This is a genomic window from Flavobacterium sp. HSC-61S13, assembly GCF_024171535.1.
GTDB lineage: Bacteria > Bacteroidota > Bacteroidia > Flavobacteriales > Flavobacteriaceae > Flavobacterium.
The window spans coordinates 125,575-150,215 of sequence record NZ_JALJZV010000004.1; the positions used below are offsets into that span (position 1 = coordinate 125,575).

At 37.7% G+C, this 24,641-nt stretch carries 23 protein-coding genes and 1 tRNA gene; 13 read left to right on the top strand and 11 right to left on the bottom strand.

Annotation, left to right across the window (positions count from 1 at the left end):
* Positions 1-24: 24 nt before the first annotated feature.
* The gene (locus L1275_RS05505) at positions 25-387 is read left to right on the top strand and encodes an MmcQ/YjbR family DNA-binding protein (protein ID WP_253470634.1); all 363 of its coding nucleotides are present in this window, start codon (positions 25-27) and stop codon (positions 385-387) included.
* A 3-nt stretch (positions 388-390) separates the two neighbouring features.
* Here the strand turns inward: L1275_RS05505 and L1275_RS05510 are convergent, their stop codons facing one another.
* Genes L1275_RS05510 through L1275_RS05520 form a run of 3 tightly spaced genes read right to left on the bottom strand, consistent with a single transcriptional unit; the run spans position 391 to position 2,471 of the window.
* Positions 391-1,626: a M56 family metallopeptidase gene (locus tag L1275_RS05510; protein WP_253470636.1), complete on the bottom strand. Its 1,236-nt coding sequence runs from the start codon at positions 1,624-1,626 to the stop codon at positions 391-393.
* Positions 1,623-1,994: a BlaI/MecI/CopY family transcriptional regulator gene (locus L1275_RS05515; RefSeq protein WP_253470638.1), complete on the bottom strand. Its 372-nt coding sequence runs from the start codon at positions 1,992-1,994 to the stop codon at positions 1,623-1,625. The genes L1275_RS05510 and L1275_RS05515 overlap by 4 nt, the downstream gene beginning before the upstream one ends.
* A 39-nt stretch (positions 1,995-2,033) precedes the next feature.
* Positions 2,034-2,471 (bottom strand): hypothetical protein, encoded by a 438-nt coding sequence (locus L1275_RS05520; protein ID WP_253470640.1) that lies wholly within the window; start codon positions 2,469-2,471, stop codon positions 2,034-2,036.
* 196 nt (positions 2,472-2,667) lie between these two features.
* On the opposite strand from L1275_RS05520, the gene L1275_RS05525 reads away from it, so the two are divergent.
* The gene (locus tag L1275_RS05525; protein ID WP_253470642.1) at positions 2,668-3,456 is read left to right on the top strand and encodes a hypothetical protein; all 789 of its coding nucleotides are present in this window, start codon (positions 2,668-2,670) and stop codon (positions 3,454-3,456) included.
* A gap of 91 nt (positions 3,457-3,547) precedes the next feature.
* Here L1275_RS05525 and L1275_RS05530 read toward each other — a convergent pair whose 3' ends face one another.
* Complete coding sequence (locus L1275_RS05530) at positions 3,548-4,129, bottom strand: tRNA-(ms[2]io[6]A)-hydroxylase (protein ID WP_253470644.1); 582 nt, start codon at positions 4,127-4,129, stop codon at positions 3,548-3,550.
* An 87-nt stretch (positions 4,130-4,216) separates the two neighbouring features.
* Here L1275_RS05530 and L1275_RS05535 point away from each other — a divergent pair, with 87 nt between their 5' ends.
* Both L1275_RS05535 and L1275_RS05540 read left to right on the top strand, forming a co-directional pair.
* The gene (locus L1275_RS05535) at positions 4,217-5,464 is read left to right on the top strand and encodes a glycosyltransferase (RefSeq protein WP_253470646.1); all 1,248 of its coding nucleotides are present in this window, start codon (positions 4,217-4,219) and stop codon (positions 5,462-5,464) included.
* A 183-nt stretch (positions 5,465-5,647) separates the two neighbouring features.
* Positions 5,648-6,835, top strand: coding sequence for an OmpA family protein (locus tag L1275_RS05540; RefSeq protein ID WP_253470648.1), 1,188 nt, complete (start codon positions 5,648-5,650; stop codon positions 6,833-6,835).
* A gap of 161 nt (positions 6,836-6,996) precedes the next feature.
* Here L1275_RS05540 and L1275_RS05545 read toward each other — a convergent pair whose 3' ends face one another.
* Complete coding sequence (locus L1275_RS05545; RefSeq protein ID WP_253470650.1) at positions 6,997-8,385, bottom strand: dipeptidase; 1,389 nt, start codon at positions 8,383-8,385, stop codon at positions 6,997-6,999.
* Positions 8,386-8,504: 119 nt separating this feature from the next.
* Here L1275_RS05545 and L1275_RS05550 point away from each other — a divergent pair.
* Positions 8,505-8,586, top strand: a tRNA-Leu gene (locus L1275_RS05550).
* Positions 8,587-8,703: 117 nt separating this feature from the next.
* Entirely contained in the window at positions 8,704-9,549 is an 846-nt protein-coding gene (locus L1275_RS05555; RefSeq protein WP_253470652.1) for a mechanosensitive ion channel family protein, read from the top strand.
* A gap of 16 nt (positions 9,550-9,565) precedes the next feature.
* On the opposite strand, the gene L1275_RS05560 is transcribed toward L1275_RS05555, so the two are convergent.
* The gene (locus L1275_RS05560) at positions 9,566-9,877 is read right to left on the bottom strand and encodes a MerR family transcriptional regulator (RefSeq protein WP_253470654.1); all 312 of its coding nucleotides are present in this window, start codon (positions 9,875-9,877) and stop codon (positions 9,566-9,568) included.
* 104 nt (positions 9,878-9,981) lie between these two features.
* On the opposite strand from L1275_RS05560, the gene L1275_RS05565 reads away from it, so the two are divergent.
* The 3 genes from L1275_RS05565 to L1275_RS05575 all read left to right on the top strand — a co-directional run bounded on the left by L1275_RS05565 (position 9,982) and on the right by L1275_RS05575 (position 12,325).
* Positions 9,982-10,626 carry a hypothetical protein gene (locus L1275_RS05565; protein ID WP_253470656.1) on the top strand — a complete coding sequence of 215 codons (645 nt, stop codon included), beginning with the start codon at positions 9,982-9,984 and terminating at the stop codon, positions 10,624-10,626.
* Positions 10,613-11,380 (top strand): SDR family NAD(P)-dependent oxidoreductase, encoded by a 768-nt coding sequence (locus tag L1275_RS05570; RefSeq protein WP_253470658.1) that lies wholly within the window; start codon positions 10,613-10,615, stop codon positions 11,378-11,380. The genes L1275_RS05565 and L1275_RS05570 overlap by 14 nt, the downstream gene beginning before the upstream one ends.
* Positions 11,381-11,470: 90 nt before the next feature.
* Positions 11,471-12,325: a glycoside hydrolase family 25 protein gene (locus L1275_RS05575; RefSeq protein ID WP_253470660.1), complete on the top strand. Its 855-nt coding sequence runs from the start codon at positions 11,471-11,473 to the stop codon at positions 12,323-12,325.
* A gap of 22 nt (positions 12,326-12,347) precedes the next feature.
* On the opposite strand, the gene L1275_RS05580 is transcribed toward L1275_RS05575, so the two are convergent.
* Positions 12,348-13,451: an ABC transporter permease gene (locus L1275_RS05580; protein WP_253470663.1), complete on the bottom strand. Its 1,104-nt coding sequence runs from the start codon at positions 13,449-13,451 to the stop codon at positions 12,348-12,350.
* A 5-nt stretch (positions 13,452-13,456) separates the two neighbouring features.
* On the bottom strand, positions 13,457-15,691 hold the full coding sequence (locus L1275_RS05585; RefSeq protein ID WP_253470665.1) for a carboxy terminal-processing peptidase: 2,235 nt from the start codon (positions 15,689-15,691) through the stop codon (positions 13,457-13,459).
* Positions 15,692-15,873: 182 nt separating this feature from the next.
* Between L1275_RS05585 and surE the strand changes: the two genes are divergently transcribed.
* The 4 genes from surE to L1275_RS05605 all read left to right on the top strand — a co-directional run bounded on the left by surE (position 15,874) and on the right by L1275_RS05605 (position 20,836).
* Positions 15,874-16,644 (top strand): 5'/3'-nucleotidase SurE, encoded by a 771-nt coding sequence (gene surE / locus L1275_RS05590; RefSeq protein WP_253470668.1) that lies wholly within the window; start codon positions 15,874-15,876, stop codon positions 16,642-16,644.
* Positions 16,645-16,947: 303 nt separating this feature from the next.
* A complete protein-coding gene (gene lpxB / locus L1275_RS05595) occupies positions 16,948-18,057 on the top strand; it encodes a lipid-A-disaccharide synthase (RefSeq protein ID WP_253470670.1) in 1,110 nt (369 codons plus the stop codon).
* Positions 18,058-18,109: 52 nt separating this feature from the next.
* Positions 18,110-18,772, top strand: coding sequence for a C40 family peptidase (locus L1275_RS05600; RefSeq protein ID WP_253470672.1), 663 nt, complete (start codon positions 18,110-18,112; stop codon positions 18,770-18,772).
* 54 nt (positions 18,773-18,826) lie between these two features.
* Entirely contained in the window at positions 18,827-20,836 is a 2,010-nt protein-coding gene (locus L1275_RS05605) for a ComEC/Rec2 family competence protein (RefSeq protein ID WP_253470673.1), read from the top strand.
* A 7-nt stretch (positions 20,837-20,843) separates the two neighbouring features.
* On the opposite strand, the gene L1275_RS05610 is transcribed toward L1275_RS05605, so the two are convergent.
* From L1275_RS05610 to L1275_RS05620, 3 genes are read right to left on the bottom strand one after another with little or no spacing between them, the layout of a single operon-like run.
* Positions 20,844-21,299, bottom strand: a complete 456-nt coding sequence (locus L1275_RS05610) for a thioredoxin fold domain-containing protein (RefSeq protein WP_253470675.1) — start codon at positions 21,297-21,299, stop codon at positions 20,844-20,846.
* 23 nt (positions 21,300-21,322) lie between these two features.
* Positions 21,323-23,086, bottom strand: a complete 1,764-nt coding sequence (locus L1275_RS05615) for a peptide MFS transporter (RefSeq protein ID WP_253470677.1) — start codon at positions 23,084-23,086, stop codon at positions 21,323-21,325.
* Between the two features lie 25 nt (positions 23,087-23,111).
* Positions 23,112-24,635, bottom strand: a complete 1,524-nt coding sequence (locus tag L1275_RS05620; RefSeq protein WP_253470679.1) for a peptide MFS transporter — start codon at positions 24,633-24,635, stop codon at positions 23,112-23,114.
* Positions 24,636-24,641: the final 6 nt, after the last annotated feature.

The following is a 24,641-nucleotide window of genomic DNA, read 5'->3' on the forward strand; positions in this document are numbered from 1 at the left end:
CTATAATTTTAATATCAAGGAATCATGGACAGCATTCAATCATTTTACGAATACGCCCTTTCAAAAAAAGGAGCATCTGAACATTTCCCTTTTGATCAAAATACTTTGGTTTTTAAAGTTGGAGGCAAGATATTTGCCTTAACTGCTCTAAGTGATTGGGAAAAAGGCACGGGAATGATCAACCTCAAGTGTGATCCAGAGCGAGCTATGGAGCTTCGGGAAGAGTACGAAGAAATCATACCGGGTTATCACATGAATAAAAAACACTGGAATACCGTAAGTTGTACGGGTAGGTTATCTTTCATGTTGATCCGAGAATTAATCGATCATTCCTATGACTTAGTACTTGCGAGTTTGTCCAAAAAAATTAGAGACGATATCAGTTAATATCTATTTCGTTATAGAACTATCATCAACTTCTTCTTGGATTTTGATGGTAACAGGTATGGTGAATAAACTTCTTACCTTTTTGCCGCCATTTTCCGCTGGTATCCAAGGGATGCTGTTTTTCAGTATGTCAATAATATGTAAATCGGTTTTTTCATCTAAACCTCTTAATATTTTGACCTCGTCAATCTTTCCGTCTTCTTCTACCATAAATTGAAATATAAGTTTAGCTACACCGCCGTCGAAAGTTTCGGGAGTTCTAAATTTACTGATAAAGTATTTGTTGAATTCTGACATACCGCCTGGGTAAGTTGCTATTTTTTCTACTGTTTGAAACTCATTCATCGAGGGCTTTTCAGTTGTTGATGGCGCACTGTGGTTGATGGTTTGCGCTTGTACACTAAAGACGGCAATTGTGGCTAATAATAGCGAGGAAATGCCTTGTGCTAAGTTGTTTTTTCTTTTGTTAATGGTTTTTGTTGTCATCATAAAGCGTTTTTTAGTAGGTTGGTAATAGAAGGAACTGCCCAAGGTTTGAGCGTGTATTTGGGTTTGCTGTTGCATTAAAATTTGAAGATAAGCAACGGTGTTTTGCGTGGTTTTAATGACGCTTTCATCTGCTAAGAATTCGTGGTTTAACGAAATGGCTTTTTTATAGAGATAAAAAATGGGGTTAAACCAAAAGATAATTTTTAATATTTCAATAAAAATAATGTCCGCTGAGTGAAATTGTTTGATGTGAGCGGTTTCATGAAGAATGATTTCGTTGCTGAAATCAACGTTGTCAAATCGTTCTTTTGGTAGGTATATGCGGTTCCAAAAAGCAAAAGTATGTGACGTTTTCGAAGTGAAGACATATTCGATACCGTCTTTTACTTGCGTGATTTGGCCTTTTTGTAAGGTTTGAAATTTAACCAGATTCAAGATGAATTTACAACTCAATAATAAAACACCTAACCCGTAAATCAACCCGACGAATCCAGTAATATGATCTGTTGTAGTGACCAAGGCCGATTGAGATCCAATCAGTATCGGTTGTAAGTTGGTGTTTGTGAAATTGGCGTCCCAAGGCAAGGCCGTTTCAGAGAACTTTAGTAACGGAAAACACAACGAGCAGATCAAAGCGAGCAATAGATAAAAACGTTTAAACTGATGCATCTTTAAGTTTTCAAGAAAGAGTTTGTATACCCCAAAAAGGAGTATTAAACTCAGAGTCGTTTTTAAGAGGTAGATCATCATGGCTTTGATTTTTTGAGTTCTTCATCGATAATGGTTTTGAGCTCTTCAAGTTCACTGGCTGTCATGGGGGTTTCTTTAGCGAAAAAAGAGGCAAATTGTAAAGCCGAATTGCCAAAGAAGTTTTTGATTAAACCTTGTACTTGCTTAGAAAAATATTTTTCCTTGTCAATTAGGGCATAATATTGTCTGGATTTGCCGTATTCGATATAGCCTATAAACCCTTTTTCCGTCATGCGCTTTAACATGGTGGAAATGGTTGTACTGGCAGGTTTTGGTTCGGGAAGTTCATCGATGATCTCTTTCATAAAAGATTTTTTCAACTTCCATATCGATTCCATTAATTGTTCTTCTGCTGGGGATAATTTCATAGTCAAAAATTTTCGAGATATAATTTCTTGTAATCGTGTTTATTGCTGTTTGTTAATTAGGGTTTCTCTAATTAATTCTCCGTTTTTGTAGTTCCTTACCGTTTTAAGTTTTCCTTCTTCATCAAAGTAAAACCAATCTCCAGTATAGTACCAATGTATACGGGTACCTTTGAGGTCTAATTTTGTTTGTCCTATGGATTCCGTTGTGCCATCGGTATAATACGTAGTGACATAACAGATTCCTTCTTTAGAATAAGCTTCTCTTTTATATAGCTTTCCGCCTAATCTGTATTGCCAAATCCCTTTGCCAAATCCTTTTCGATTGTATTTTGCATGAATCGTTTGAATTTGATCTTCATAACGCATTTTAACTTTCCAACGACCAACTCTTTCGTGGTTTTTTGTTTGGTTACTTTTACAGGCTGCATTAATCATTAGTAATACTATTGCGAAAAAAAGTCCTACAACGGTTTTCATAGTCTATGATTGTGTATCACGAACTACAAATGTAGATTAAAAAATTAATAATGCAAATTAATGTGCTTATAATTGCTATATTTGATTTCTATTTGCTGTATTTTGCAGTAATTTATAGTATTACGGTGTTTTTTTTAATTATAAGCTAGGCTTAGTACACAGTAAAAAGTAAGGTATAATTGATAATATTAGAAATATGAAGCTGCTAAGAGTTGTGTTAGGTGTTTTGTTTGTTTTAACAGCAAGTCATACAGTCTACGGACAAGTGCCCTGTATGCTGACTGCACATTTGGATGATTTTATTCAAATGAAAGAGGAGGTTTTCGATGGCGAATCCGATTTAATTGCTAGAATTAAGGAAAGTCACAAAACCAATTGTGCCAGTTCTAGCATTGATCAGAATAAACAGATGCTCGATTATATATTGGTCAATTTTACGGCACGTTTGGATTATGAGAAGTTTAAATTGATATCGGATTCCGTGGTTTTACAACAGACCTATATAAAGACATTGGAAAAAGACAGTCTCTTTACTGCGGTATTAAATGACTTTTCGAGAAAAGTGATTGATAAAACGGAAGTAAAAGATACCGTGAGTATGAATCAGTTAATGAATTTAGCGGTTAAGTTTTTTTCAATAGCACAGATAAACGAGGACGATAATTATGTCGGTAGAGTTTGTGTCGGTTCTAACAGTATTAAAGATACAGAGCCAAATCGACACGCTTTTGCTGAGGCATTTTGTTTTGTGTCTATCTTCGAGAATTACGAGGGAGAACGTTATAATATGTCTAAGGAATTTATAGATGTATTATGGATTCTAAAAGATATGAATTTGGGGATTAATTGCGATGAGCGATTGCTTAGAGCTCAGGGGGCCATGTTTGTATTGATGAAAAAGAATCAAAATTTAAGTGATATGCTGGAGCAAAGTTTTGAAGAAAAGAAAGACTTTTTGCCGTTTATACTTAAGAAAGAAAGCTAATATATCAATCGGTTAGACAGCGGATCGCTGTTGTTCAGATATCAAAAAGTTCCTTTGATCCCTTTTGGGAAAGGAACTTTTTGTTCTTTCATTAGCCGTGGACGGTTTCTTGTTTACCGTAATTTTGAATCAATTGGCCTTCAAAGTCTAGCCATTCTTTCCATCGCTGATCCACATCGACTTTTTCAGTATATTTTTTGGCGAATTTCAGGAAAGTGGTGTAGTGACCTGCTTCACTAATCATCAAATCTCTATAAAAAACAGCTAATTCTTCATCTTTGATATTGTCCGATAAAACTCTAAAGCGTTCACAGCTTCGGGCTTCAATCATCGCAGCAAATAATAAACGATCGATAAATGCGTCGTTTCTGCTGCCGTCTTTTTTCATGAATTTAAACAGTTGATTGACATAATCGTCTTTGCGTTCTCTGCCTAGGGTATAACCGCGTTGTTTGATGATTTCATGAACCATTTTAAAATGCTCCATTTCTTCAATAGCGATATCGGTTAAGGCGGTCACCAGATCTTCGTGTTCGGAGTTGTATGCTATGATGGTAATCGCATTGGTAGCTGCTTTTTGCTCGCACCAAGCGTGATCGGTTAAAATCTCTTCTAAGTTAGATTCGGCAATATTTGCCCATCTGGGGTCGGTCAATAATTTTAATCCTAACATTTGATAATAGTTTAAATGCAAATTTAGCAATTATTATCGGCTTTAAAAATTGATGGTGCTCAGGCAAATATTCCGTTATTTTGTAGCATGGAAAATTTTTGGAGCGGAAAGCAGTTATTGGTTGTTGGATTGGTTTGGCCGGAGCCCGGATCATCAGCTGCGGGTTCACGTATGATTCAGTTAATTCGTTGGTTTCTAAGTCAGGGTATGCAGGTTCGTTTTGCCTGTGCAGCAGGAAAATCAGACTACAGTTTTGATCTGCCGAGTATCGGGGTTCAAGAGGAAGTAATACGATTAAATGACGATAGTTTTGATGTTCAATTGACTGTATGGAATCCAGATGTAGTATTGTTTGATCGGTTTATGATTGAAGAACAATACGGTTGGCGGGTGGCTCAAAGTTGTCCAGATGCGCTACGCATTTTGGATACCGAAGATTTACATTTTTTACGCTATGCGCGACAGGACTGTTATAAAAAAGGAATTGATTTCTCTGAAGAATTCCTATATACCGATCGAGCAAAAAGAGAGATAGCGAGTATTTACCGCTCTGATGCTACTTTAATTATTTCGGAATATGAAATGAACCTATTGACGACACGGTTTAAGGTGGATGCGGCTATGTTGTTTTATCTTCCTTTTCTTGAAGAGGAGATTACGACTTCTGTTCAATTGCAGTGGCCGTCTTTTGAGGAGCGTCGTGACTTTTTGTTTATAGGGAATTTTATTCACGAACCGAATTGGAATACCGTGCAGGTACTAAAAACTAGAATTTGGCCCGAGTTACGCAAAAACTTACCTGGAGTAAAACTACATATATATGGGGCATACGCCTCGGAAAAGGTGATGCAATTGCATCAGCCTAAAGAGGGTTTTCTCGTGCACGGAAGGGCAGAAGAGGTGCGGGATGTATTCCTGCCGAGTCGTATATTATTAGCTCCTATTCAATTTGGTGCAGGGGTTAAAGGTAAGTTTGTCGATGCGATGAAAATGGGTACACCCTGCGTTACTACTTCGGTGGGAGCAGAGGGAATGAAAGGAGACTTACCGTGGAACGGATATATCGCAGATACCGATGCAGATTTTATTGAGAGGGCTACACATTTATATAGTGATAAAGGCGATTGGGAACAGGCAACATGGCATGGAATCCAGATTCTAAATCAACGTTATGCTTCGGAATTGGTAGCAGGTGAATTTTTAGAATGGATTACGGATCGTTTCGTTAATTTACAGGGAAATCGACAGTTGAATTTTACGGGTCAAATGCTTTTACATCATAGTTTGCAGAGTACTAAGTATATGAGTTTGTGGATTCAAGCTAAAAATTCCTAGCTTAAATGTTAAAATTTAAAATTTATTGTTTTTTTGTCAGTGCTGATGTTGTAAGGGTTTTCGTGTAAAAACAGTGTTATTTTAAAGTTTTTGTTTTGTTAAAATTTGCGTCTTAAAATTGTGTTATTGGTTTTATGTTAAAATAATGCTTAAATTTATGAGGAAAATTAAAACAATACAGCTATGGATAATAATTTTATTAGTCAGGTTCGAAATTTTATTTCACCTGAATCGATTTCAGATTTGAGTAGTTCTACAGGTGAGTCTGCTGATAAGCTCGAAAAGGGTTTTAATATGTCAATTGCCTCTGTTCTTTTGGGATTGGCTAACCAAGGTAAAGGGGGTTTGTCTACCATTTTTAATCAAGCGAAAAGTCATTTTGTAGATTCTTTAGATGGAACTGGACAGGCACCGCCGCTTAAAGGCGTGTTTTCCTCGTTGTTTGGTAATTCTAGTACAGAAGTAGTTTCGTCGATTCAAACGCATAGCGGTTTGAGTGCGTCAGCTACAAATTCGGTGCTAGAGCAAGCGACCACTGCGGTTTTTGGCTTTTTGAAAAATCTAAGCCCGAACTTTGATCTCGATGCTATTTCGAATTTTTTAAGTAATAATAAGGCCGCTTTTGCCGCAGCGCTACCTATGGGGTTATCTTGGGCAGGTTTTGGGAAATCAAGTCATGCTGAGCCGGTACGACCTGTTGTTCACGAATACGTAAAACCGGTTGCTCCAGTAAAGAAAGAAAAGGGGAGTTCGATGTGGCTGTATATTATTTTGTTGCTTATCGCAGCAGCTTTAATCTATTTTTTCCTTCGTGGTAAAGATGTGCCAACAACAACTGTGGATACTACTCAAGGGGTTATAGATACCACAAATAATACCAATGCAGCTGTTGATTTAACCAGCAGAGAAATGCTTAAAGTAACTTTGCCAGATGGTGTTGTTATCGACGCTTATAAAGGTGGAATCGAAGATCGATTAGTCGTATTCTTAAAAACAGATTATAAAAAATTAGGGGATCAGAAGTTAAAAGACACTTGGTTTGATTTTGATAATTTGAATTTTCAAACCAACAGCGCCGTTATTACAGAAGAATCAAAACCTCAGCTGGCTAATATTGTAGCTATCTTAAAAGCTTTTCCCGATGCCAAATTAAAAATTGGAGGATATACCGATAAAACGGGAACAGAAGCGGTTAATATTAAGTTGTCTGGTGAACGAGCTAATGCGGTTAAGAAAAGTATTGAAGCAGCAGGTAAAGGCAGTCAAGTTGAAGGCGCCGAAGGTTATGGGTCAAAATTTGCCAAGTATGATGCTAGTGCACCTGAATCGGATCGCGTTTTAGATCGTCATATATCTGTGAGTGTACGTTAATAAGCAGATACGCTGATACGCTGATGCGCTGATACGCTGATGCGCTGATGCGATGATGCGCTGATGCGATGATGCGCCTATACTTGAGTGTGCGTATTCGCGTATGTGCGAATAGGCAAATAGGGCATAAAAAAAAAGCCACCCAAACGGGTGGCTTTCTTTTATTTAGACAATTCTGTAAAGTATTTGTAGAACAATGGAATGGTTTCAATTCCTTTTAAGTAGTTAAATACTCCGAAATGCTCATTAGGGGAGTGAATAGCGTCACTATCTAAACCAAAGCCCATCATGATAGATTTGGAGTTTAATTCTTCCTCAAATAGCGCTACAATCGGAATACTTCCTCCTGATCGAACAGGAATAGGTGTTTTTCCAAAAGTATCTGTATATGCTTTGGATGCGGCTTGGTAACCGATAGAATCTGTTGGAGTCACGTAGCCTTGTCCACCGTGGTGTGGTTTTACAACTACTTTAACCGATTTTGGAGCGATGCTCTCAAAATGTTTTTTAAACAATTCTGTTATTTCTTCCCAATCTTGATTTGGAACTAAACGCATGGAGATCTTAGCATAAGCCTTGCTCGCAATAACGGTCTTAGCGCCTTCGCCAGTATATCCTCCCCATATTCCATTAACGTCTAAGGTTGGTCGAATAGAGTTTCTTTCGTTGGTGTCATAACCAGTTTCTCCAGCTACTTCCTCGATGTCCAATGCTTTTTTATAAGCTTCGATCGAAAAAGGACGTTTAGCCATTTCGGCTCTTTCCTCTTTGGATAGCTCTTCTACTTTATCATAAAATCCTGGAATGGTAATGTGATTGTTTTCATCGTGAAGCGAAGCAATCATCTTTGCTAAAACGTTAATCGGATTGGCAACAGCACCTCCATATAATCCAGAGTGTAAATCGCGATTTGGACCAGTAACTTCAACTTCAACATAACTTAGTCCTCTTAACCCCGTAGTGATTGATGGTTGGTCGTTGGAAATCATTCCCGTGTCAGAAATCAAAATCACATCGTTCTTTAATTTCTCTTGGTTTCTTTTTACAAACCAACTTAAACTGGTAGATCCTACTTCTTCTTCTCCTTCAATCATAAATTTGACGTTACAAGGCAAAGCATCATTTTGAATCATATATTCTAATGCTTTGACATGCATAAACATTTGTCCTTTATCATCACAGGCTCCACGGGCGAATATGGCACCTTCTGGGTGAATTTCCGTTTTTTTAATCACCGGTTCGAATGGAGGAGAGGTCCAAAGTTCGATAGGATCGGCTGGTTGCACGTCATAATGACCATAAACAAGTACGGTCGGTAAATTTTTATCAATTATTTTTTCACCGTAAATAATAGGGTAGCCCGGAGTCTCGCACATCTCTACTAAGTCACAACCGGCTTTTTCTAAGCTGGCTTTTACGGCTTCCGCCGTATTTATAACATCTTGAGTATAGGCGCTATCAGCACTTACAGACGGTATTTTTAATAGTTCAATCAACTCGTTTATGAATCGATCTTTATTTTCTTGTACGTATTGTTTAGAGTCTTTCATTATTAAAACTGATGGGTTAACATTAATTATTACAAAGCTAATAATAAAAAAAAATTATTTTTTTCTTGGATATTAAATTTCAATACGTATATTTGCAACCGCTTAGTGAAACAAAAGCCGCGGGTATGGTGAAATTGGTAGACACGCCAGACTTAGGATCTGGTGCCTCACGGTGTGAAGGTTCGAGTCCTTTTACCCGCACAAAGACCTCTTCGAAAGAAGAGGTCTTTTTTTATATAGCTATTTTAATCCCAATGTTGCTTTGTTATTTAGAAAGAGTTGCTTAATTTTATAAGTATCGTTTAAAAGTCGATTTCTATGGGGGAAATATTATCTCAGTTATTGGAATACGAGATTTATGCCGGTAAGTCAATTACAGTTACTATAGGGACTATACTGTTTGTAGTCTTTACGTTGGTCCTGACTCGTTATGGGCTTAAATTTCTAAAAAAAACGGTACTAAAAATATCCTCGATTGAGGATAGTGGGCGTCTGACAAGTGCGTTCAATTTCGTAAACTACTTCGTTTATGTGATTATGTTCTTTTTTATCCTCAATGCTATTGGAGTCAATATCAATATGTTTCTAACGACTTCCGCAGCCCTTTTTGTGGGCTTGGGTTTAGCGCTTCAGAAAATATTTCAAGATTTGATCGCCGGAATTTACATCATGATGGATAAAACACTTACCGTAGGCGATGTGATTCATATCAATGATGAGGTAGCTCGGGTTAAATTGATTAAACTGAGGTCTACTATAGCTGAAACCCGTAATCGAAAGATTATCGTGATCCCCAATAGAAAGTTTATTGACGATATTATCAATAACTGGACACAAGATGATGAGGTGATTCGAGCACGTATAGATGTTGGTGTGTATATTGGTACTGATGTAGAAAAAGTGCGAGAAATTTTGTTAAACTGTGCTGCTGTGAATCCAGATGTGATGAAAGATCCCTTGCCTTTAGTATTTTTAGACCAATTTGGAGAATCTTCGATTCGATTCATTTTATATTATTTTATAGATAATTCCTTTGATAACGATCGTATCGCAAGCGCTATTCGCTTTGAAATCGATAAACAGTTTAAACTCCATGGAATTAAACTGCCTGTACCGGTTTTGCGTCTGCATCCCTTGGAAGTTCCGGTTGATTCCATCGCATAAAAAACACGCCTATATTTTATTGGCTCTTTAATTTCTTCAAGGTCTCCTCTATGGTGTTAATCCGGTTTTGAATCTTGCTAGCCGCAGCATCTAGGGTGTATCCCTCGTCTATCAATTCTTTGATTAAAAGTATTTTTTTGATGTTCTCGTAGTCATATCTACGGTTTTTTCCTTCTGCCTCTGTTAAACTTTTGATGATTCCTTTTTCCTCCCAATAGCGTATCTGTCTAGTTGGTAGACTCGTTATTTGCGAGACCTCTCCAATTCCTACTATAAGCTTGTCTAGAAATGCGTAATCGAACGATAGGGCTTTATCTTTTTCTTCCATTGTAGTTTATTTACAATTATTGTTGTAAAAGTAAAATATTTTTATTTCATTTGCAATTGTAGATTACTTACAATACATGTTTATTAATTACAAATATTGACAAAATGAAACAAACACTTTTTTTAGTTATGACGGTAATCAGTTGTAATTCGCAAGAATTGGTAGTAGATGAGGGACAGCTAAATGCTCAATTAGAATTTTTTGAAAGTAAGGTCGTGATTCCTGCGGGTTTTGAGCAAACCAAGGTGACCTTAGTTGAGGTAGATCAGAAGAAGGCCTATTTGTTTCGATATGAAAAGCCTGTAAATCGCGGTTTACTTCAAGAGCACTTTTCGTTTATCGTAACAGCGAATGCGCCTTTTCGTATTTTGGGTTTTACGCGAATGGATGTAAAATATCTGGATCGTGATATGTTGAGCGAAGCGCAGACCCGAGAGATTGCAACGAAATTTTTGCTGGGTATCGATGCTGATTTAGCCAATTCTCTTGAAAATTTATGGATTGATAAGCATGGGGAGTTGATGGTCATTGATCAACGAGAAAAGCCTATTTTTGGTATGAAATACAAATGTTATCGCAAGTCAAGTGGTGATTATGCGTGGGTCATCGTTGGATTTGATGGAAGTGTGATCACTTTTGAGCGTGACATTATTTGGGATAATGCTGCAAATAAGCGAATAACTCAAAAATGGTTGCACGATAATTGGATTTTGGAAAACGATAAAAAACGGCAAGATGTTAAGGGGTAAATATGTTGTAGTGACAGGTGGAAGCGATGGAATAGGTTATGCTATTGCAGCGCAATTTGCGCAAAATGGTGCCCACGTTTGTATCGTTGGGCGGAATAAGGATAAGCTGTCTAAAGCGGTAAATAATTTGATTGTACACGGAACTACAGTTGTCGGTTTAGAGGCAGATCTGGCTATTAGTTCAGAAATAAATAATTTAGCTCAGCGTATTTTAGTTGTTTTTCCTCAAATTGATGTTTTGGTAAATAATGCTGGAATGGGGGTTTTTGTTCCGTTTGCAGAAACGGGGGAGGATTTGTTGGACAAACATTGGAATCTCAATGTAAAAGCACCGTATTTGCTATCTCAAAGTTTGTTGGAGTCGTTGATAGAGAATAGCGGGAATATCATTAATATTTCCTCCTATTTTTCACATCGAATGTTGGTCGGACGTGATACTACGGCTTATTCCTTGACAAAGGGAGCTTTGGATTCGTTTACAAAAGCCTTAGCGTTTGAAATCGGGAAATGCGGTGTTCGTGTTAATGGTATCGCGCCGGGTAGTGTACAGACTCCTCAATTTCAGGCTAATCTTGAAAAACTGAGTATAGCGAATCAAGTCGCATTTCAAAATATGGTTCAGGCGATTTATCCCTTAGGTAAAATTGGTACTGTAGAAGATGTTGCAAATATGGCGGTTTTTTTAGCTTCTCCAAGGGCGAATTGGATTACGGGTACGGTGGTTGCAGTAGATGGAGGACTGACGACAAACTGATTAATGTCTGCCAGTTTTCGGATTAATTGAGTCTTGTTTTTTTCTAAAAGTCTGTTTAATAATGTATTTTTGTAGGCTTATAATTCCCGTATGGCTACACCGAGAAAAACCATTAGAAGAAATTCAACTCCCCGAAAACCGGTTAAGAAAAAAAACACTTTTACCATACACCATGTAAAATGGGTGGTTGTGGCTGTGGTTTTTGTTGGTTTGGGAATCTGGTTTGGGATAACCTTCAAAGACGGTATTAAATATTTTTTTAGTGAAGAGCGCAAAAATGCCGCTGAAACTACAGTCTTTGATATCAGAAACGTAGAGGTTTTAAAGCGCCATACCGATAAGGTATTTGGTTTTGATATTTCTCATTATCAAGGAAAGATATTGTGGGAACAGGTGGATATGATTAATAAGGAATTTCCGCTTGAATATGTGTTTATACGTGCGACTATGGGGAAAGATGGTATAGATACCGCTTTTTTGAGAAATTGGCGTAGCGCGCGCGCAAATAACTTTATTCGTGGTGCCTATCACTATTATCGTCCTAATGAGAACTCTGTGGAACAAGCAGAAAACTTTATTCGTAATGTCAAATTAGCGGAAGGTGATTTTCCGCCTGTACTCGACGTTGAAGAACTGCCGAAGAATCAACCGATGGATAGCTTGATCAAAGGTTTAAAACGATGGATTGATGTCGTGGAGCGTCATTATGGAGTAAAACCAATCCTGTATTCGGGAGAGCATTATTACAATAGAAATCTACAGCAAGCTTTTCCCGATCACATTATCTGGATTGCCAATTATAATTTTTTTGTTGAGAACATCAAACCGGAATGGCATTTCTGGCAATTTACAGAAAAGGGAATTGTCCCCGGTATTGAAACTAAGGTTGATGTAAATATCTATAATGGAAATCGGAATGAGCTTCGGAAAATATTAATTCAATAAACCGATCGCAATTTTTTAGTTGTTATTTTTTTACGTCCAAGGCATCTCTTAATGTGTTGCCGATTAACATAAAAGCCATAACCAATAAAAACATAGCAATTCCTGGTATTAAAGCCAGGTAGGGTTTTCCCAACAAGATGTAATTGTAGTTTTCTTTAATCATCGAACCCCAGCTCGGTACAGGAACTTGTGCACCAAGGCCTAAGAAACTCAAACCGCTTTCGACTAAAATGGCCGATGCAAAATTGGCTGCTGATATCACAATTACCGGAGCCATACAGTTGGGTAAAATGTGTTTGAGAATAATCCGAATATCGGAATATCCCAAAGCTCTTGCAGCGGTAATGTATTGTTGTTCTTTGACGCTGATCACTTGCCCTCTGACTACACGAGCGACTTCGACCCACATTGTAAGTCCTACGGCTACGAAAACCTGCCAAAAACCTTTTCCCAAAGCTAAAGTGATTGCAATAACTAGCAATAGTGTAGGTATGGACCAAACCATATTGACTAACCACATGATCAAAGCATCGGTTTTTCCGCCATAATACCCAGCTAGGGCTCCCAGAGAAACTCCGATAATCAATGATAAAGCTACCGCAACAAATCCAATGGATAAGGATACTCTAGATCCGATGATTAAACGACTCAGGAAATCACGCCCTTGACTATCTGTGCCCAAGATGTAATATTTCTGATTGATATAATCGTTGATAATGTTATGCGGCTTTTGCTCGTGAAAGCTGCTCAATGGCAGTGATTGGTTTTGTGCTGTAAGCGGGTTGTTGCTATATGTGGTGTAGTGAATGGAATCTTTGGTGAAATGATAATTGCTAATTGGTATTGCAGACTGTTGGTATTCTCGTCCTATAAACCAAGATTTCCAAGTGTTTACTAGGGGTGTCTCAGTCGGAAGTGTTAAGGTGGTTACGGTGAAACCCGGTTCTTTTGATCGCAGCGAGAGATCGCCAGCATTGGCATTTTGTGTTTTGTCGGGAACGATGACATAGGCCAAGATCGAAACAAAGCTCAGTACGACAACAAACCAGAAAGATAAAACGCCCCAAAAATCCGATTGGAATTTTTGGAGCGCTAATTGATTGTTAGAGATGGTTTTATCCGCCATTAAAATTAATGCTTCTCAGCTAATTTAATCTTTTTATTAGAAAAATCGGTAGCGTGGATCGGCGCTCCTTTGTGTAGATCCTTTAAGATGTATACAGCCTCTTCTACATATACATCACTAGCTAAAGATTCATGCCATCTGTTACGTTTGTTTTCTAATATAGTGTCGTTTTTAAAACGCTCCAATTCGTAAGGTAATGAATTGAATTTTAAATGATTATTGTATTTGGAAATCGCTTTGAATTTCTTAGCTTTTTCTTCTACTTGTTCTTGACGCAATTTATACTTGTCGTAATTTAAACTAAAAACTTTCTCATCTTTGCGTTCATTGATCCATTTTGCATTTTCTGTAATCAATTTAAACTGATCATTGGTAGCAATTCTCTTTTTACTGTTAAGAATAGCAGTGCTAAAATCATTTTTTAACGGCGTATAGTTGGCGCGGTCAATTTTGTCCCACGGCATGGCGTTAGGAATGTCGCGTTCTCCCATATCGATAAAGGAGAAACGGTCTGGTAAAACGACATCACTCAAAACCCCTTCACGTTGTGTTGATCCTCCATTAATTCTATAGAATTTTTGTAAGGTTAGTTTTAGAGCACCTAGGTCGCCAAATGGTTGTTGGGCTTTAAGTAGTTCATTTAAGTTGATCACGTTTTGAACGGTACCTTTACCATAAGTGTGCTTGCTTCCAATAACAACACCTCTTTTGTAGTCTTGTATTGCAGCAGCAAAAATTTCTGAGGCCGATGCTGAAAAGTTATTGACCATCACAACCAAAGGACCTTCCCATTGTATTTTTGAATCACGATCAAACAAGACGTCTTTTTTACCTTTCGAAGATTTTACTTGAACGATTGGGCCTTGTTCTATAAAAAGACCAGCCATATCCACAACAGTTTGTAATGAACCACCACCGTTGTTTCTAAGATCCATAATAATTCCGCTAACGTTTTGTGCTTTTAAACGTTCCACTTCTTTGGTAACATCCTTAAAGGCATCGCGATTGTCTTTGTTCTCAAAATTGATGTAAAATTTTGGCAATTGAATCAAACCGTAAGTTTGATCGCCTATATTGATCAGGCTCGATTTAGCATAGGTTTCCTCTAATTCAACAATCTCACGAATGATCGATATAACCACTACGGTACCATCAACTTTTTTTACGGTTAGGCGAACTTCAGTTCCCTTGTGACCTTTTATTTTTTTGACTACGTCCTCCAGGCGCATTCCCACAACATCTTCAGCCAATTCATCTCCCTGAGCGACTTTTAAGATAAGATCCCCAGCCTCTAATTCTTTTCCTCTCCATGCTGGTCCACCCGGAATCAGTTCCGAAATTTCCGTAACATCATTTTTCTTTTGTAGTTTGGCACCAATACCCTCAATAGTTCCACTCATGCTTGCATCAAATTTCTCTTTGTCCTCTGGAGCTAAATAGGAGCTATGTGGATCAAAACGTTCCACAATACTATTGACATAGATCGTAAACCAATCTTTGCGCTGCAATTCGTCTATAAAACCAAAATACTCATTTAAAGATTTTAACGTAGCTTCTCTAGCTTCTACCTCCAATTCGGCAAAAGTTTTCTTTTCTACGGGTTTTTCATCTTTTTTCTTCGTTTTTGGAGTATAGGTGTCTGAATCCATATCGTCTTCAAATTCATCGGTAGCGACTTCTTCACCATCTTGCAATTTTATTTTATCAGAAATCGTAGACAAAACGGAAAGTTTAAGTTGTTTTTCCCAACGCTTTTTTAAGGCCTCCTCATCGGCTGAAAATGCTTGTTTGTCGTAGTCCGCATCAAATGTTTCATTGGCATAAAGATTAAACGGTTTACTTAAGATATCTTTATAGATAACTTGAGCATCCGACATGCGTTGTACGATTCTATCGTGCGTTAAATTAAAGAACGACAAGTCCTTCAATTTAATCATATCATCGATTAAATACTCGTATTTTGAAAACTCATCTATATCTGCTTGTGTAAAAAAACGTTTCGTCGGGTCCAAGGATTTGATATATTCTTTATAAACATCTTTGGAAAATGTATCGTCGATTTTTACGGGGTCATAATGGCCTTTTTCAAGTAAATACGTAATCATTTCAATCAGTAATTGATCCTTTTCAGGATTCTCCTTCGGCTCCTTTGGCATAAAACTCCACAACAGAGTAGATACGCCTAAAATGAGTAGTATTATCTTATAGTTTCTTTTCATAAATGACCAAATAGTGTTCATCAATTAATTTTCATCTAAAGTAAGTAATTTATTAGAGACTTAATATGAGGCTCCAATAATATTTTGTTAAACCTTAGTGTTAAAATTCAAAGGATAGGTTAAGTTTTTTAGCGGTTGAGCCCAAGTGTAATTGCGTATACTTATATATTTATTACTTTAGCGAAAGTAAATAAAATAATGCAATGAAACAAAAACCCTTAATTTTAGTAACGAATGACGACAGTATAGTAGCACCTGGGATTCGCGCATTGATTCAGGTGATGAAGGAAATTGGTGAAGTGGTGGTAGTTGCTCCAGACAAAGCACAGTCAGCCATGGGACATGCCGTTACGATCAACAGTACCTTGTCTATCGAACGGGTGTCAATCGATCCCGATTTGGACGCGGAATATAGCTGTTCTGGAACACCGGTGGATTGCGTAAAAATCGCGTTGGACCAAATTCTAGATCGCAAACCGGATATCTGTGTTTCCGGTATCAACCACGGTTCCAATTCTTCGATTAATGTAATCTATTCTGGAACCATGAGTGCCGCTCTAGAAGCGGGAATGAGTGGAATTCCAGCTATTGGTTTTTCGCTTCAGGATTTTAGTTGGAACGCTAATTTTGATGAAGTCATGTCTTTTGTGAAACAGCTTACCTTGGAGACCTTGAAAAATGGACTTCCTGAAGGAATAGTACTGAATGTCAATTTTCCCAAATTAAAGAAAGAGGAAATACAAGGAATAAAAATATGTAGACAAGCTAAGGCTACTTGGCAAGAAAAGTTTGATAAACGCGTAAGTCCACACGGTAAAGAATATTATTGGTTAACAGGAGAATTTGTTAATCAAGATAAGGGAGAGGATACTGATGAATGGGCTTTAAAACACGGTTATATTTCTGTTGTTCCAGTTCAATTTGACTTAACGGCTTATCATGCCATACAGCAATTAAATCGTTGGGAATTGTAAGGGGGATTGCAAGGGGCGGTAGTTGTTTTTGCTAATTTTCAAGCTTAAAGGGATCGTTTTAAAGGGTTGATTTTAAGGCGTTGCTCGTTTTTCACACGGTTTGTAGTGCTACAATTGGCTTAAGTTTGTCTGCGTTTTTTAAAAAAATAGATGTTTTTAATACTTGCAGGCATTATCTTAGCGCTTGAAATGTAAGCCCGATGCTGTCCAACGGTCCGCACGGCAAGTTTAATCGCTCGCGATGTCACGAATTGGAAAAACATCGGCGTTGTGGGATTATTTATAAATATTTAGTAAGTAGGTATGAAATATTATATTATAGCCGGAGAGGCCTCGGGAGATTTACACGGTTCTAATCTTATGAAGTCGCTTTTTGAAGAAGATCCACAATCTGAAATTCGCTTTTGGGGTGGAGATTTGATGGAAAGAGTGGGGGGAACCTTAGTGAAACACTATCGCGAACTGGCATTTATGGGGTTTGCAGAGGTCATTCAAAACTTAGGGACTATTCTAAGAAATATTTCCATTTGCAAAAAAGATATCGAAGCATTTGCTCCCGATGCGATAATATTTATCGATTATCCCGGTTTTAATATGCGCATCGCCAAATGGGCTAAAAAGAAAGGCATACCAACTCATTACTATATATCTCCTCAAATTTGGGCATGGAAGGAAAACAGGATTAAAGCGATCAAACGCGATGTGGATCACATGTATGTCATTTTACCGTTTGAAAAGGATTTCTACGAGAAAAAACACGGTTTTCCCGTTCAGTTTGTAGGGCATCCTTTGATTGATGCCGTTGCGCAATATCGGGCAACAGCAGATCCGCAGTTTAGAGAGCGCCATCAACTTGATGATCGTCCCATTATTGCATTGCTGCCGGGGAGTAGAAAACAGGAAATCACGCGTTTGTTATCTGAGATGTTAACCGTGGTCCCGAATTTTGCAAATTTTCAGTTTGTTATCGCCGGAGCTCCAAGTCAGGATTTTGACTTTTATCGGCAGTTTCTCGTAAATAAAAATGTGGTATTTATTTCCAATGAAACTTATGGTCTGCTCAATGTTGCTTATGCGGCTTTGGTCACTTCGGGTACAGCGACTTTAGAAACGGCTTTGTTTAAGGTGCCTCAAGTGGTACTGTATAAAGCAAGTCCGATTTCTTATCAAATAGCAAAGAGAATAATTACACTTAAATTCATCTCTTTAGTCAACTTAATTATGGATCGAGAAGTGGTCAAAGAGCTGGTGCAGAATGATTGTAATAAAAAACGCATACATGAGGAGTTTACTAAGATTATTCAAGATCAAGGTAGAACTAAAATGTTGCAAAATTATGATATACTGATAGATAAGCTCGGCGGCGAAGGGGCAAGTAAATTAACCGCACAATTAATTAATAAAAATTTATGAGTTGTTTTTTAAAATAAAATTCTATATTTGTGAGATAACAACATCGATAATTATGAAAACGTACGCTTCCGCCTTCTTAATTGTACTGCTGTTATTGTCTGGACGAACGCATGCAAGTTCCTTGCAAAAAGTCACTTTAGATAATATCACGCCTGCAAATAATCCTCCCAAGAATAACAATAAAGGGAAAAAGAAACCAACCTCGAATACCAAAGGTAAAGATCTAGCCGCAAACGAAACTAAAGAAGTTAGTGTAGAGGAATTGGCAAAGATTTTAAATGAGATTGATGAAACTAGTCGTAAAGAAGATACGGGTAGTTACTTAACTGAGCAATTGTTGAACAATGCAGAGGATTATAAAGGAGTTCGCTACCGATTTGGAGGCACTTCAAGAGATGGGATGGATTGTTCCGGATTTGTTACCACGGCATTTAATGCTTTGGATATTTCCCTGCCGAGATCTTCAAGAGATATGGCATCCATCGGTGAAAAAATTAATTCTTCTGAAGCGCAGAAAGGGGATTTAATCTTTTTTAAAACCGGTAAAAAATCAAGAATTAGTCACGTTGGAATTATAGTTGAAGTTAAAGGAGAGGATATTAAATTTATACACTCTTCTACATCAAAGGGGGTGATTGTGTCTTCACTTAGTGAAGCTTATTACAACCGTACTTTTGCACAGATCAATAGAGTTTACGAAAAACAACTATTATAGTTAAATAGCAGTCTAACTGCTTGATTGACAAGGAAATTTCAATATCTTCAGTCCATGAAGATATTGAAATTTCCTTTTTTAAGCCTTTCCATATTCTTTGTTTTAGGCATTTTATCTCATCCCTTTTTGACCAAGAGCCGTGTAGTGGTGCTTTTATATCTCACTAGTTGCGTGCTCTTAGCACGAATTGGGAGCAAGACTTTTTTGCATCTTTATTATCGTTGCTTTTACTGGATTTGTTATGCGGCGATCTATTGGAGCCTCGGTTTGTTTATTGCTTCGATGCATTCGATACCCACTCAAAAACACCATTATCAGCAAGTGCTGAATAAGGAAACGAGGCAGTTTTTAAAATTGTTAGTTGTAGAAAAACTGAAACCGAATCAGTTTTCGAATCGCTATATCGCGCAGCTTGTTCAGGTTGATCAAAAGGTGACTTTCGGTAAAGTCTTGGTTATAGAGCCGATTAAATACGATAGTGTCTCACGGTTTATCGGCGAGGAGTTACATGTTTATCAATTGGTACAAGATATTAAAAAACCTCTAAATCCATATCAGTTTGACTACAATAGGTATATGGAACGTCAGGGCGTTGTGGGGCAAGTCTATCTAACCGATCAAAATGTTGTTCATGGCGGTCGTCAGTTTACATTTTTGTCGCGAATTGCCAATTGGCGCGACGGATTAATGGCAGGTTTTGAGATACATCAGTTTAATCCAGAGGTTTTAGCGATTATCAAAGCCTTGATGTTTGGGCAAAGGCAAGAACTTTCGACCGAGTTAAAAAGAGATTTTAGTCGTGTTGGAGTCATTCATGTTTTAGCGATATCAGGACTGCATATCGGGATACTGTATTTTTTTATCGTAAAATTTTTAAAGCTGTTTCGATTGGAAATCCGATTGATATATCTTTTTGCGCTAATGGTTTTGTGGTTGTTTGCGTTGATTTCCGGTTTTGCGCCACCAGTCGTGCGAGCAGTAACGATGTTTACCGTATTCGTAGTAATCAAGTTTTTAAGGCGCTCGCAAAGCAACGCAAACAGTTTGGCAATAAGTTTTTTTGTTATGTTGTGTTTTAATCCCGACTATATTTATGAGGTCGGGTTTCAGCTCAGTTTTTTAGCGGTTTTTTCAATCGTTTATTTTTATCCTATAATTCAGCCTTTCGCGAATTCCAAATGGCTGTTGCTAAAATATTTCAAAGAGATCATCGCGGTTTCCCTAGTCGTGCAAATCGGGATCTTACCGTTGAGTATCTATTATTTTTATGAAGTTCCGTTGTTATTTCTTGTGGGCAATGTGATAGTGATTCCGTTGGTAACACTGATTTTGGGAATGTTGTTGGTGTTATTGTTTTTAAATTATTTATCTGTTGAGGGAGCCCTAGTAGTTGGGAAGTTGGTCAGTAGGCTGATTGGCATTATGAATGAACTTATTCGCGTAGTGGGACAGTTGTCGATTTACAACGCACAGCAGCTGTCGTTAAATGGCTTTTTAGCTGTGTTTACAGTCTTTAGTTTGGTGTTTGTTGGATATGTGGTTAAAAGCCGTAAAATCGAATATTTGAGCCTTTTATTGGTGGTGATACTTGCAGGGCAGTTGTTGTATATGGATTTGATCTTTAAATCGCGATTACAATCAGAAGTTTTGTTGTTGTTTGATCGGGTTCATACCACTATACTGTTTAAACAACAGCACCTATTGGATGTATATTCGTCGAATCACAAGGTCTTGGATGCTCCTATTATAAAAGATTATTGCCGGGAACGGTTTATCAAGGTGGTAAGTAAAAATCCGGTTCAAGGATTGTTGGAAATAAATGGTCAAAGAGTATTATTGATTGATAGCACGGGGATTTATCAAACCGCTCTTAAAGCAGATGTATTAATCTTTGTTGGTAATGCCAAGGTCAACTACCATCGCATCATTGATTTTCATCAACCCGATTTGGTTTTGACAGCGGCTAATTTTTCATTGTGGGAAAGTGGCAGGCTTTCTGAGTTTTGTTTAAAAAAAAATATCCCTTTTCACAGTATATCGGAAAAGGGATATTATAAATTCTAATACAAATTTAGTTGGTTTCTTCCAAAAGTTGATCTGGAGTTTTGTAACCGACTATCGTTTTTCTAATGCTTCCGTCTTTTTCAAGAATGACCATAGAAGGATATCCTGGAATTTTTAAAAAATCGGTAAATTGATGCATCGCATTTCTTCCTGTTCTACTGGCATCATAATTAGGATTCGAGTATTTTTTGTTTAAAAATTCGATGTCCTCGTTACCTTCAGCATTAAATTTAACAGCATTGTATTTTTCGTTGATCATTTTTATTACTGCCGGGGCACTAAAAGTATTTTGATCCAACATTTTACACGGACCACACCAATGGGTGTATACATCCATAAAAATGGGTTTTGAGTTTTTTTTCTGAGCTTTAATCGCTTCTTGAAAACTAACCCATTTGATTTCTTGAGCCTGAGCGGTTACTCCTGCTATAGCGATTACAAAAAGCAATAAGAATTTCTTCATTTTATTTAATTTTTAATCGATTATTATTTAACTCCGTGCATTAATTTCTTCATGAATGGATTTAGTAACATAACTAGTAATCCAGCTACAATCGGCACCACCGTGAAAATAAGGAAAAAGGTAGAAAGTGAATACTGATTGGTAATGTTTTCAATCTGACCTCCAATAACAGCGGCTAATTTATTTCCTACAGCAATAGCTAGGTACCACATACCAAACATAAATGCAATCATACGAGCAGGAACCAATTTAGAAACATAAGAAAGTCCCACTGGTGATAAACAAAGTTCTCCTAAGGTATGGAATAAATAGGCTAATATTAACCAAATCATCGACACTTTAACGCCTTCAGCAACTCCATGAGAACCGTAAGCTAATAATCCAAATCCAATCGCCATAACGATTAATCCCAATCCGTATTTAACAGCGGCCGGTGGATTGTATTTACTATCCCACACTTTAGAAACAACTGAAGCGAAAGTAATGATAAAGAAAGAGTTTAAAATAGAGAACCAAGAAACGGTAATTTCTGATGATTCCGCTGTGTATTCTTTATATAACATCCAAATAGCTACAGCCCATACTCCTAAGAAACAGATCGCTAATACGATATTGGATCCCGGTATTTTAGCCCAAGTTTGTTTTCCTAATAGGAGTAAAACCCAAGAGATAATGATTAAGGGAACTATGGTTAATAAAGTATTGACGATATTGAATGCGGTCAATGCGGATCCTTCTAAAGCGCGATCAACATTGTCTCTTGCGAAAATAACTAAAGATGAGGCTCCTTGTTCAAAAGACATCCAGAAGAAAATCGTGAAGAAGGCAAAAATGATCACGGCAATCATACGATCTCTAATGATCTTGGTGTAGCGAGACAGACGACTTACAATTAAAAAGATAAAAGCTACTAGGGCAACTAATATTGCAATACTTGGTCCATCAAGGCTTCCGTAGCTAAACGGGAACAAATTGATCTGGGCAATTTTTGACAAAGGGTCATTAATAGCGTATAAAAGACCAATAGTAGTGGTAATAGCGATTAAGATATAATCAACAAGAGTAAACGGATTTGGTTTGTCGTCTTCGTTATTCGAAGCTGCATTAGCAGTAGCGACAGCCAATTTTTTCTCTTTTGTAGGAACTTCTCCGATATTTCCGAATAACGGTTTGGCCAACCAGAATTGTAAGGTACCCAACAACATAAACACACCAGCTAAACCAAATCCCCAATGCCATCCGATTTTTTCAGCTAGATATCCACAAAGCATCATTCCGAAGAAAGCACCTGCGTTTACTCCCATATAAAAAATAGTGTAGGCACCATCTTTTTTCTCTGGGAATTTTTTATACATTTCTGAAAGTATAGAAGTCATGTTGGGTTTAAAGAAACCGGTACCAGCCACTAAAAGGCCTAGACCAATATATAACATCATTGGCGTGTCTAAAGCCATAGCAGCATGCCCTAAGGTCATGATGATAGCTCCGACTACTACAGCCCAACGGTATCCGATGTATTTATCGGCAATAATACCTCCAAAAATAGGTGTGATATAAAGCAACATAGCATAAGTACCATAAAGAGCACCAGCATTTTCTGCCGACCAACCCCATCCAGGATTGTCACTCAAGATAGTCATGGTTAAGAATTGAATCAATAGAACTCTCATTCCATAAAAGGAAAAGCGTTCCCACATCTCTGTGAAAAACAAGACGAATAGCCCCGAGGGATGTCCTAGGACGGTAGATTTAAAAAAGTTTTGTTCTGTTGTTGTGTCTTCTGACATAATATAGTGATAAAAGTGAATGTTCTTATTTAACTTCTTGCATGAGTTTTCGAATAAAAGGCGAAATCAGTATTAGGAGAACTCCCGCTACTACGGCATATACGCCCAATTCTTTGTAACCATCTGTATAAGCGATCAAACTGTCTAAATTACTGGTTCCCGCTTTAGACGATGACATATTCGCTCCGATAATTCCCGCTGCATACTGACCATAGGCACTGGCTAAAAACCACATTCCCATCATCATTCCCTGTAAATTGGCTGTCGATAATTTGGTCATGATCGATAATCCAATAGGTGAGAGGCAAAGCTCTCCAAATGTAATGATCAACAAAGCAATGGTAAAGAAATCTAAGGAAGTTATACCAGCAGCATCAGCAAAAAGTCGTGTTGCAAACAAGGCGTAATACCCCAATCCTAGTAATAGGAATCCGAGTCCGAATTTAACTACAGTGTTCGGTTCCGCGCGTTTTTTGGACAACCAAATCCACAATAATCCTAACAAGGGTGCTAAGAGAATAATGAAAAAGGCACCGCCTGAATTATTCACTCCGTTCGGATCAAGTGGTATTCCCAGTACGGTATTGCTTAAGTTCTTAGCGGCAAATATACTTAGGGAACCTCCAGCTTGTTCGTATATTCCCCAAAATAGAATCGAGAATAAGATGAATATTAAGGCTGCAAATAATTTTTTTCTTTCGGCAGCTGTCACCTTGGTCATTTCATAGAATAAATACAAAAGGGTGGCAGGGCCAATAATAGCCATGAAATAGTCGGTATATTGTGTGTTGTCGATCATTTGAATGATCACAGGAACCATAGCCAAAGTAACGGCGTATACGACAATTTCTTTCCAAATCGGTTTGTCTATCTGAGTGCCATCTTTTAAAACGTCTTTAGGTTGAAGTCCAATTGGACCCAGTTGTCTTTTGGTAAAATGAAAGTTGATTAAACTGATAATCATTACAAAAGCAGCCAATCCAAAGGCTACATTCCAACGGTGTTCGTGCTCAATCAGTCCAGAGAATAGTTGCCCTTTTCCTATGGCGATACAAACATATCCCCCGATTAGAGCCCCCAAGTTAATACCGGCATAGAATAATGAAAAACCTGCGTCGGTACGACTATCTCCTTTTTTATACAAATAACCCACCATAGTGGAGATGTTTGGTTTAAAGAAACCCGTTCCAATTACGGTGAATGCTATACCTGTGAAAAAGAAGGTATGAGGCTCATAAGCCAAAATCATACTTCCAACGATCATTAAGGCTCCTCCCCAAAATAAGGATTTTCGAAAACCTAATATCTTATCAGCGAACAAACCTCCTACAAATGTAAAGGCATACACAAAGGCCTGCGTCGCACCGTATTGTAAGTTTGCTTTTCCCTCGTCAAAATTTAATTGGTCAATCATAAAGAAGACCAACATTCCCCGCATACCATAGAAACAAAAACGCTCCCACATTTCCGAGAAAAACAAACTCCAAATTTGCTTTGGATATTTGCCTTTAAAATTCTGGATATCTTCTAATGTTTGTACTTGACTCATTGGAGG

Bases quoted from the DNA above. Each gene is read 5' to 3' on its own strand.
- L1275_RS05505 (WP_253470634.1), top strand. From the start codon at position 25: ATGGACAGCATTCAATCATTTTACGAATACGCCCTTTCAAAAAAAGGA.
- L1275_RS05510 (WP_253470636.1), bottom strand. From the start codon at position 1,626: ATGATGATCTACCTCTTAAAAACGACTCTGAGTTTAATACTCCTTTTT.
- L1275_RS05515 (WP_253470638.1), bottom strand. From the start codon at position 1,994: ATGAAATTATCCCCAGCAGAAGAACAATTAATGGAATCGATATGGAAG.
- L1275_RS05520 (WP_253470640.1), bottom strand. From the start codon at position 2,471: ATGAAAACCGTTGTAGGACTTTTTTTCGCAATAGTATTACTAATGATT.
- L1275_RS05525 (WP_253470642.1), top strand. From the start codon at position 2,668: ATGAAGCTGCTAAGAGTTGTGTTAGGTGTTTTGTTTGTTTTAACAGCA.
- L1275_RS05530 (WP_253470644.1), bottom strand. From the start codon at position 4,129: ATGTTAGGATTAAAATTATTGACCGACCCCAGATGGGCAAATATTGCC.
- L1275_RS05535 (WP_253470646.1), top strand. From the start codon at position 4,217: ATGGAAAATTTTTGGAGCGGAAAGCAGTTATTGGTTGTTGGATTGGTT.
- L1275_RS05540 (WP_253470648.1), top strand. From the start codon at position 5,648: ATGGATAATAATTTTATTAGTCAGGTTCGAAATTTTATTTCACCTGAA.
- L1275_RS05545 (WP_253470650.1), bottom strand. From the start codon at position 8,385: ATGAAAGACTCTAAACAATACGTACAAGAAAATAAAGATCGATTCATA.
- L1275_RS05555 (WP_253470652.1), top strand. From the start codon at position 8,704: ATGGGGGAAATATTATCTCAGTTATTGGAATACGAGATTTATGCCGGT.
- L1275_RS05560 (WP_253470654.1), bottom strand. From the start codon at position 9,877: ATGGAAGAAAAAGATAAAGCCCTATCGTTCGATTACGCATTTCTAGAC.
- L1275_RS05565 (WP_253470656.1), top strand. From the start codon at position 9,982: ATGAAACAAACACTTTTTTTAGTTATGACGGTAATCAGTTGTAATTCG.
- L1275_RS05570 (WP_253470658.1), top strand. From the start codon at position 10,613: ATGTTAAGGGGTAAATATGTTGTAGTGACAGGTGGAAGCGATGGAATA.
- L1275_RS05575 (WP_253470660.1), top strand. From the start codon at position 11,471: ATGGCTACACCGAGAAAAACCATTAGAAGAAATTCAACTCCCCGAAAA.
- L1275_RS05580 (WP_253470663.1), bottom strand. From the start codon at position 13,451: ATGGCGGATAAAACCATCTCTAACAATCAATTAGCGCTCCAAAAATTC.
- L1275_RS05585 (WP_253470665.1), bottom strand. From the start codon at position 15,691: ATGAACACTATTTGGTCATTTATGAAAAGAAACTATAAGATAATACTA.
- surE (WP_253470668.1), top strand. From the start codon at position 15,874: ATGAAACAAAAACCCTTAATTTTAGTAACGAATGACGACAGTATAGTA.
- lpxB (WP_253470670.1), top strand. From the start codon at position 16,948: ATGAAATATTATATTATAGCCGGAGAGGCCTCGGGAGATTTACACGGT.
- L1275_RS05600 (WP_253470672.1), top strand. From the start codon at position 18,110: ATGAAAACGTACGCTTCCGCCTTCTTAATTGTACTGCTGTTATTGTCT.
- L1275_RS05605 (WP_253470673.1), top strand. From the start codon at position 18,827: ATGAAGATATTGAAATTTCCTTTTTTAAGCCTTTCCATATTCTTTGTT.
- L1275_RS05610 (WP_253470675.1), bottom strand. From the start codon at position 21,299: ATGAAGAAATTCTTATTGCTTTTTGTAATCGCTATAGCAGGAGTAACC.
- L1275_RS05615 (WP_253470677.1), bottom strand. From the start codon at position 23,086: ATGTCAGAAGACACAACAACAGAACAAAACTTTTTTAAATCTACCGTC.
- L1275_RS05620 (WP_253470679.1), bottom strand. From the start codon at position 24,635: ATGAGTCAAGTACAAACATTAGAAGATATCCAGAATTTTAAAGGCAAA.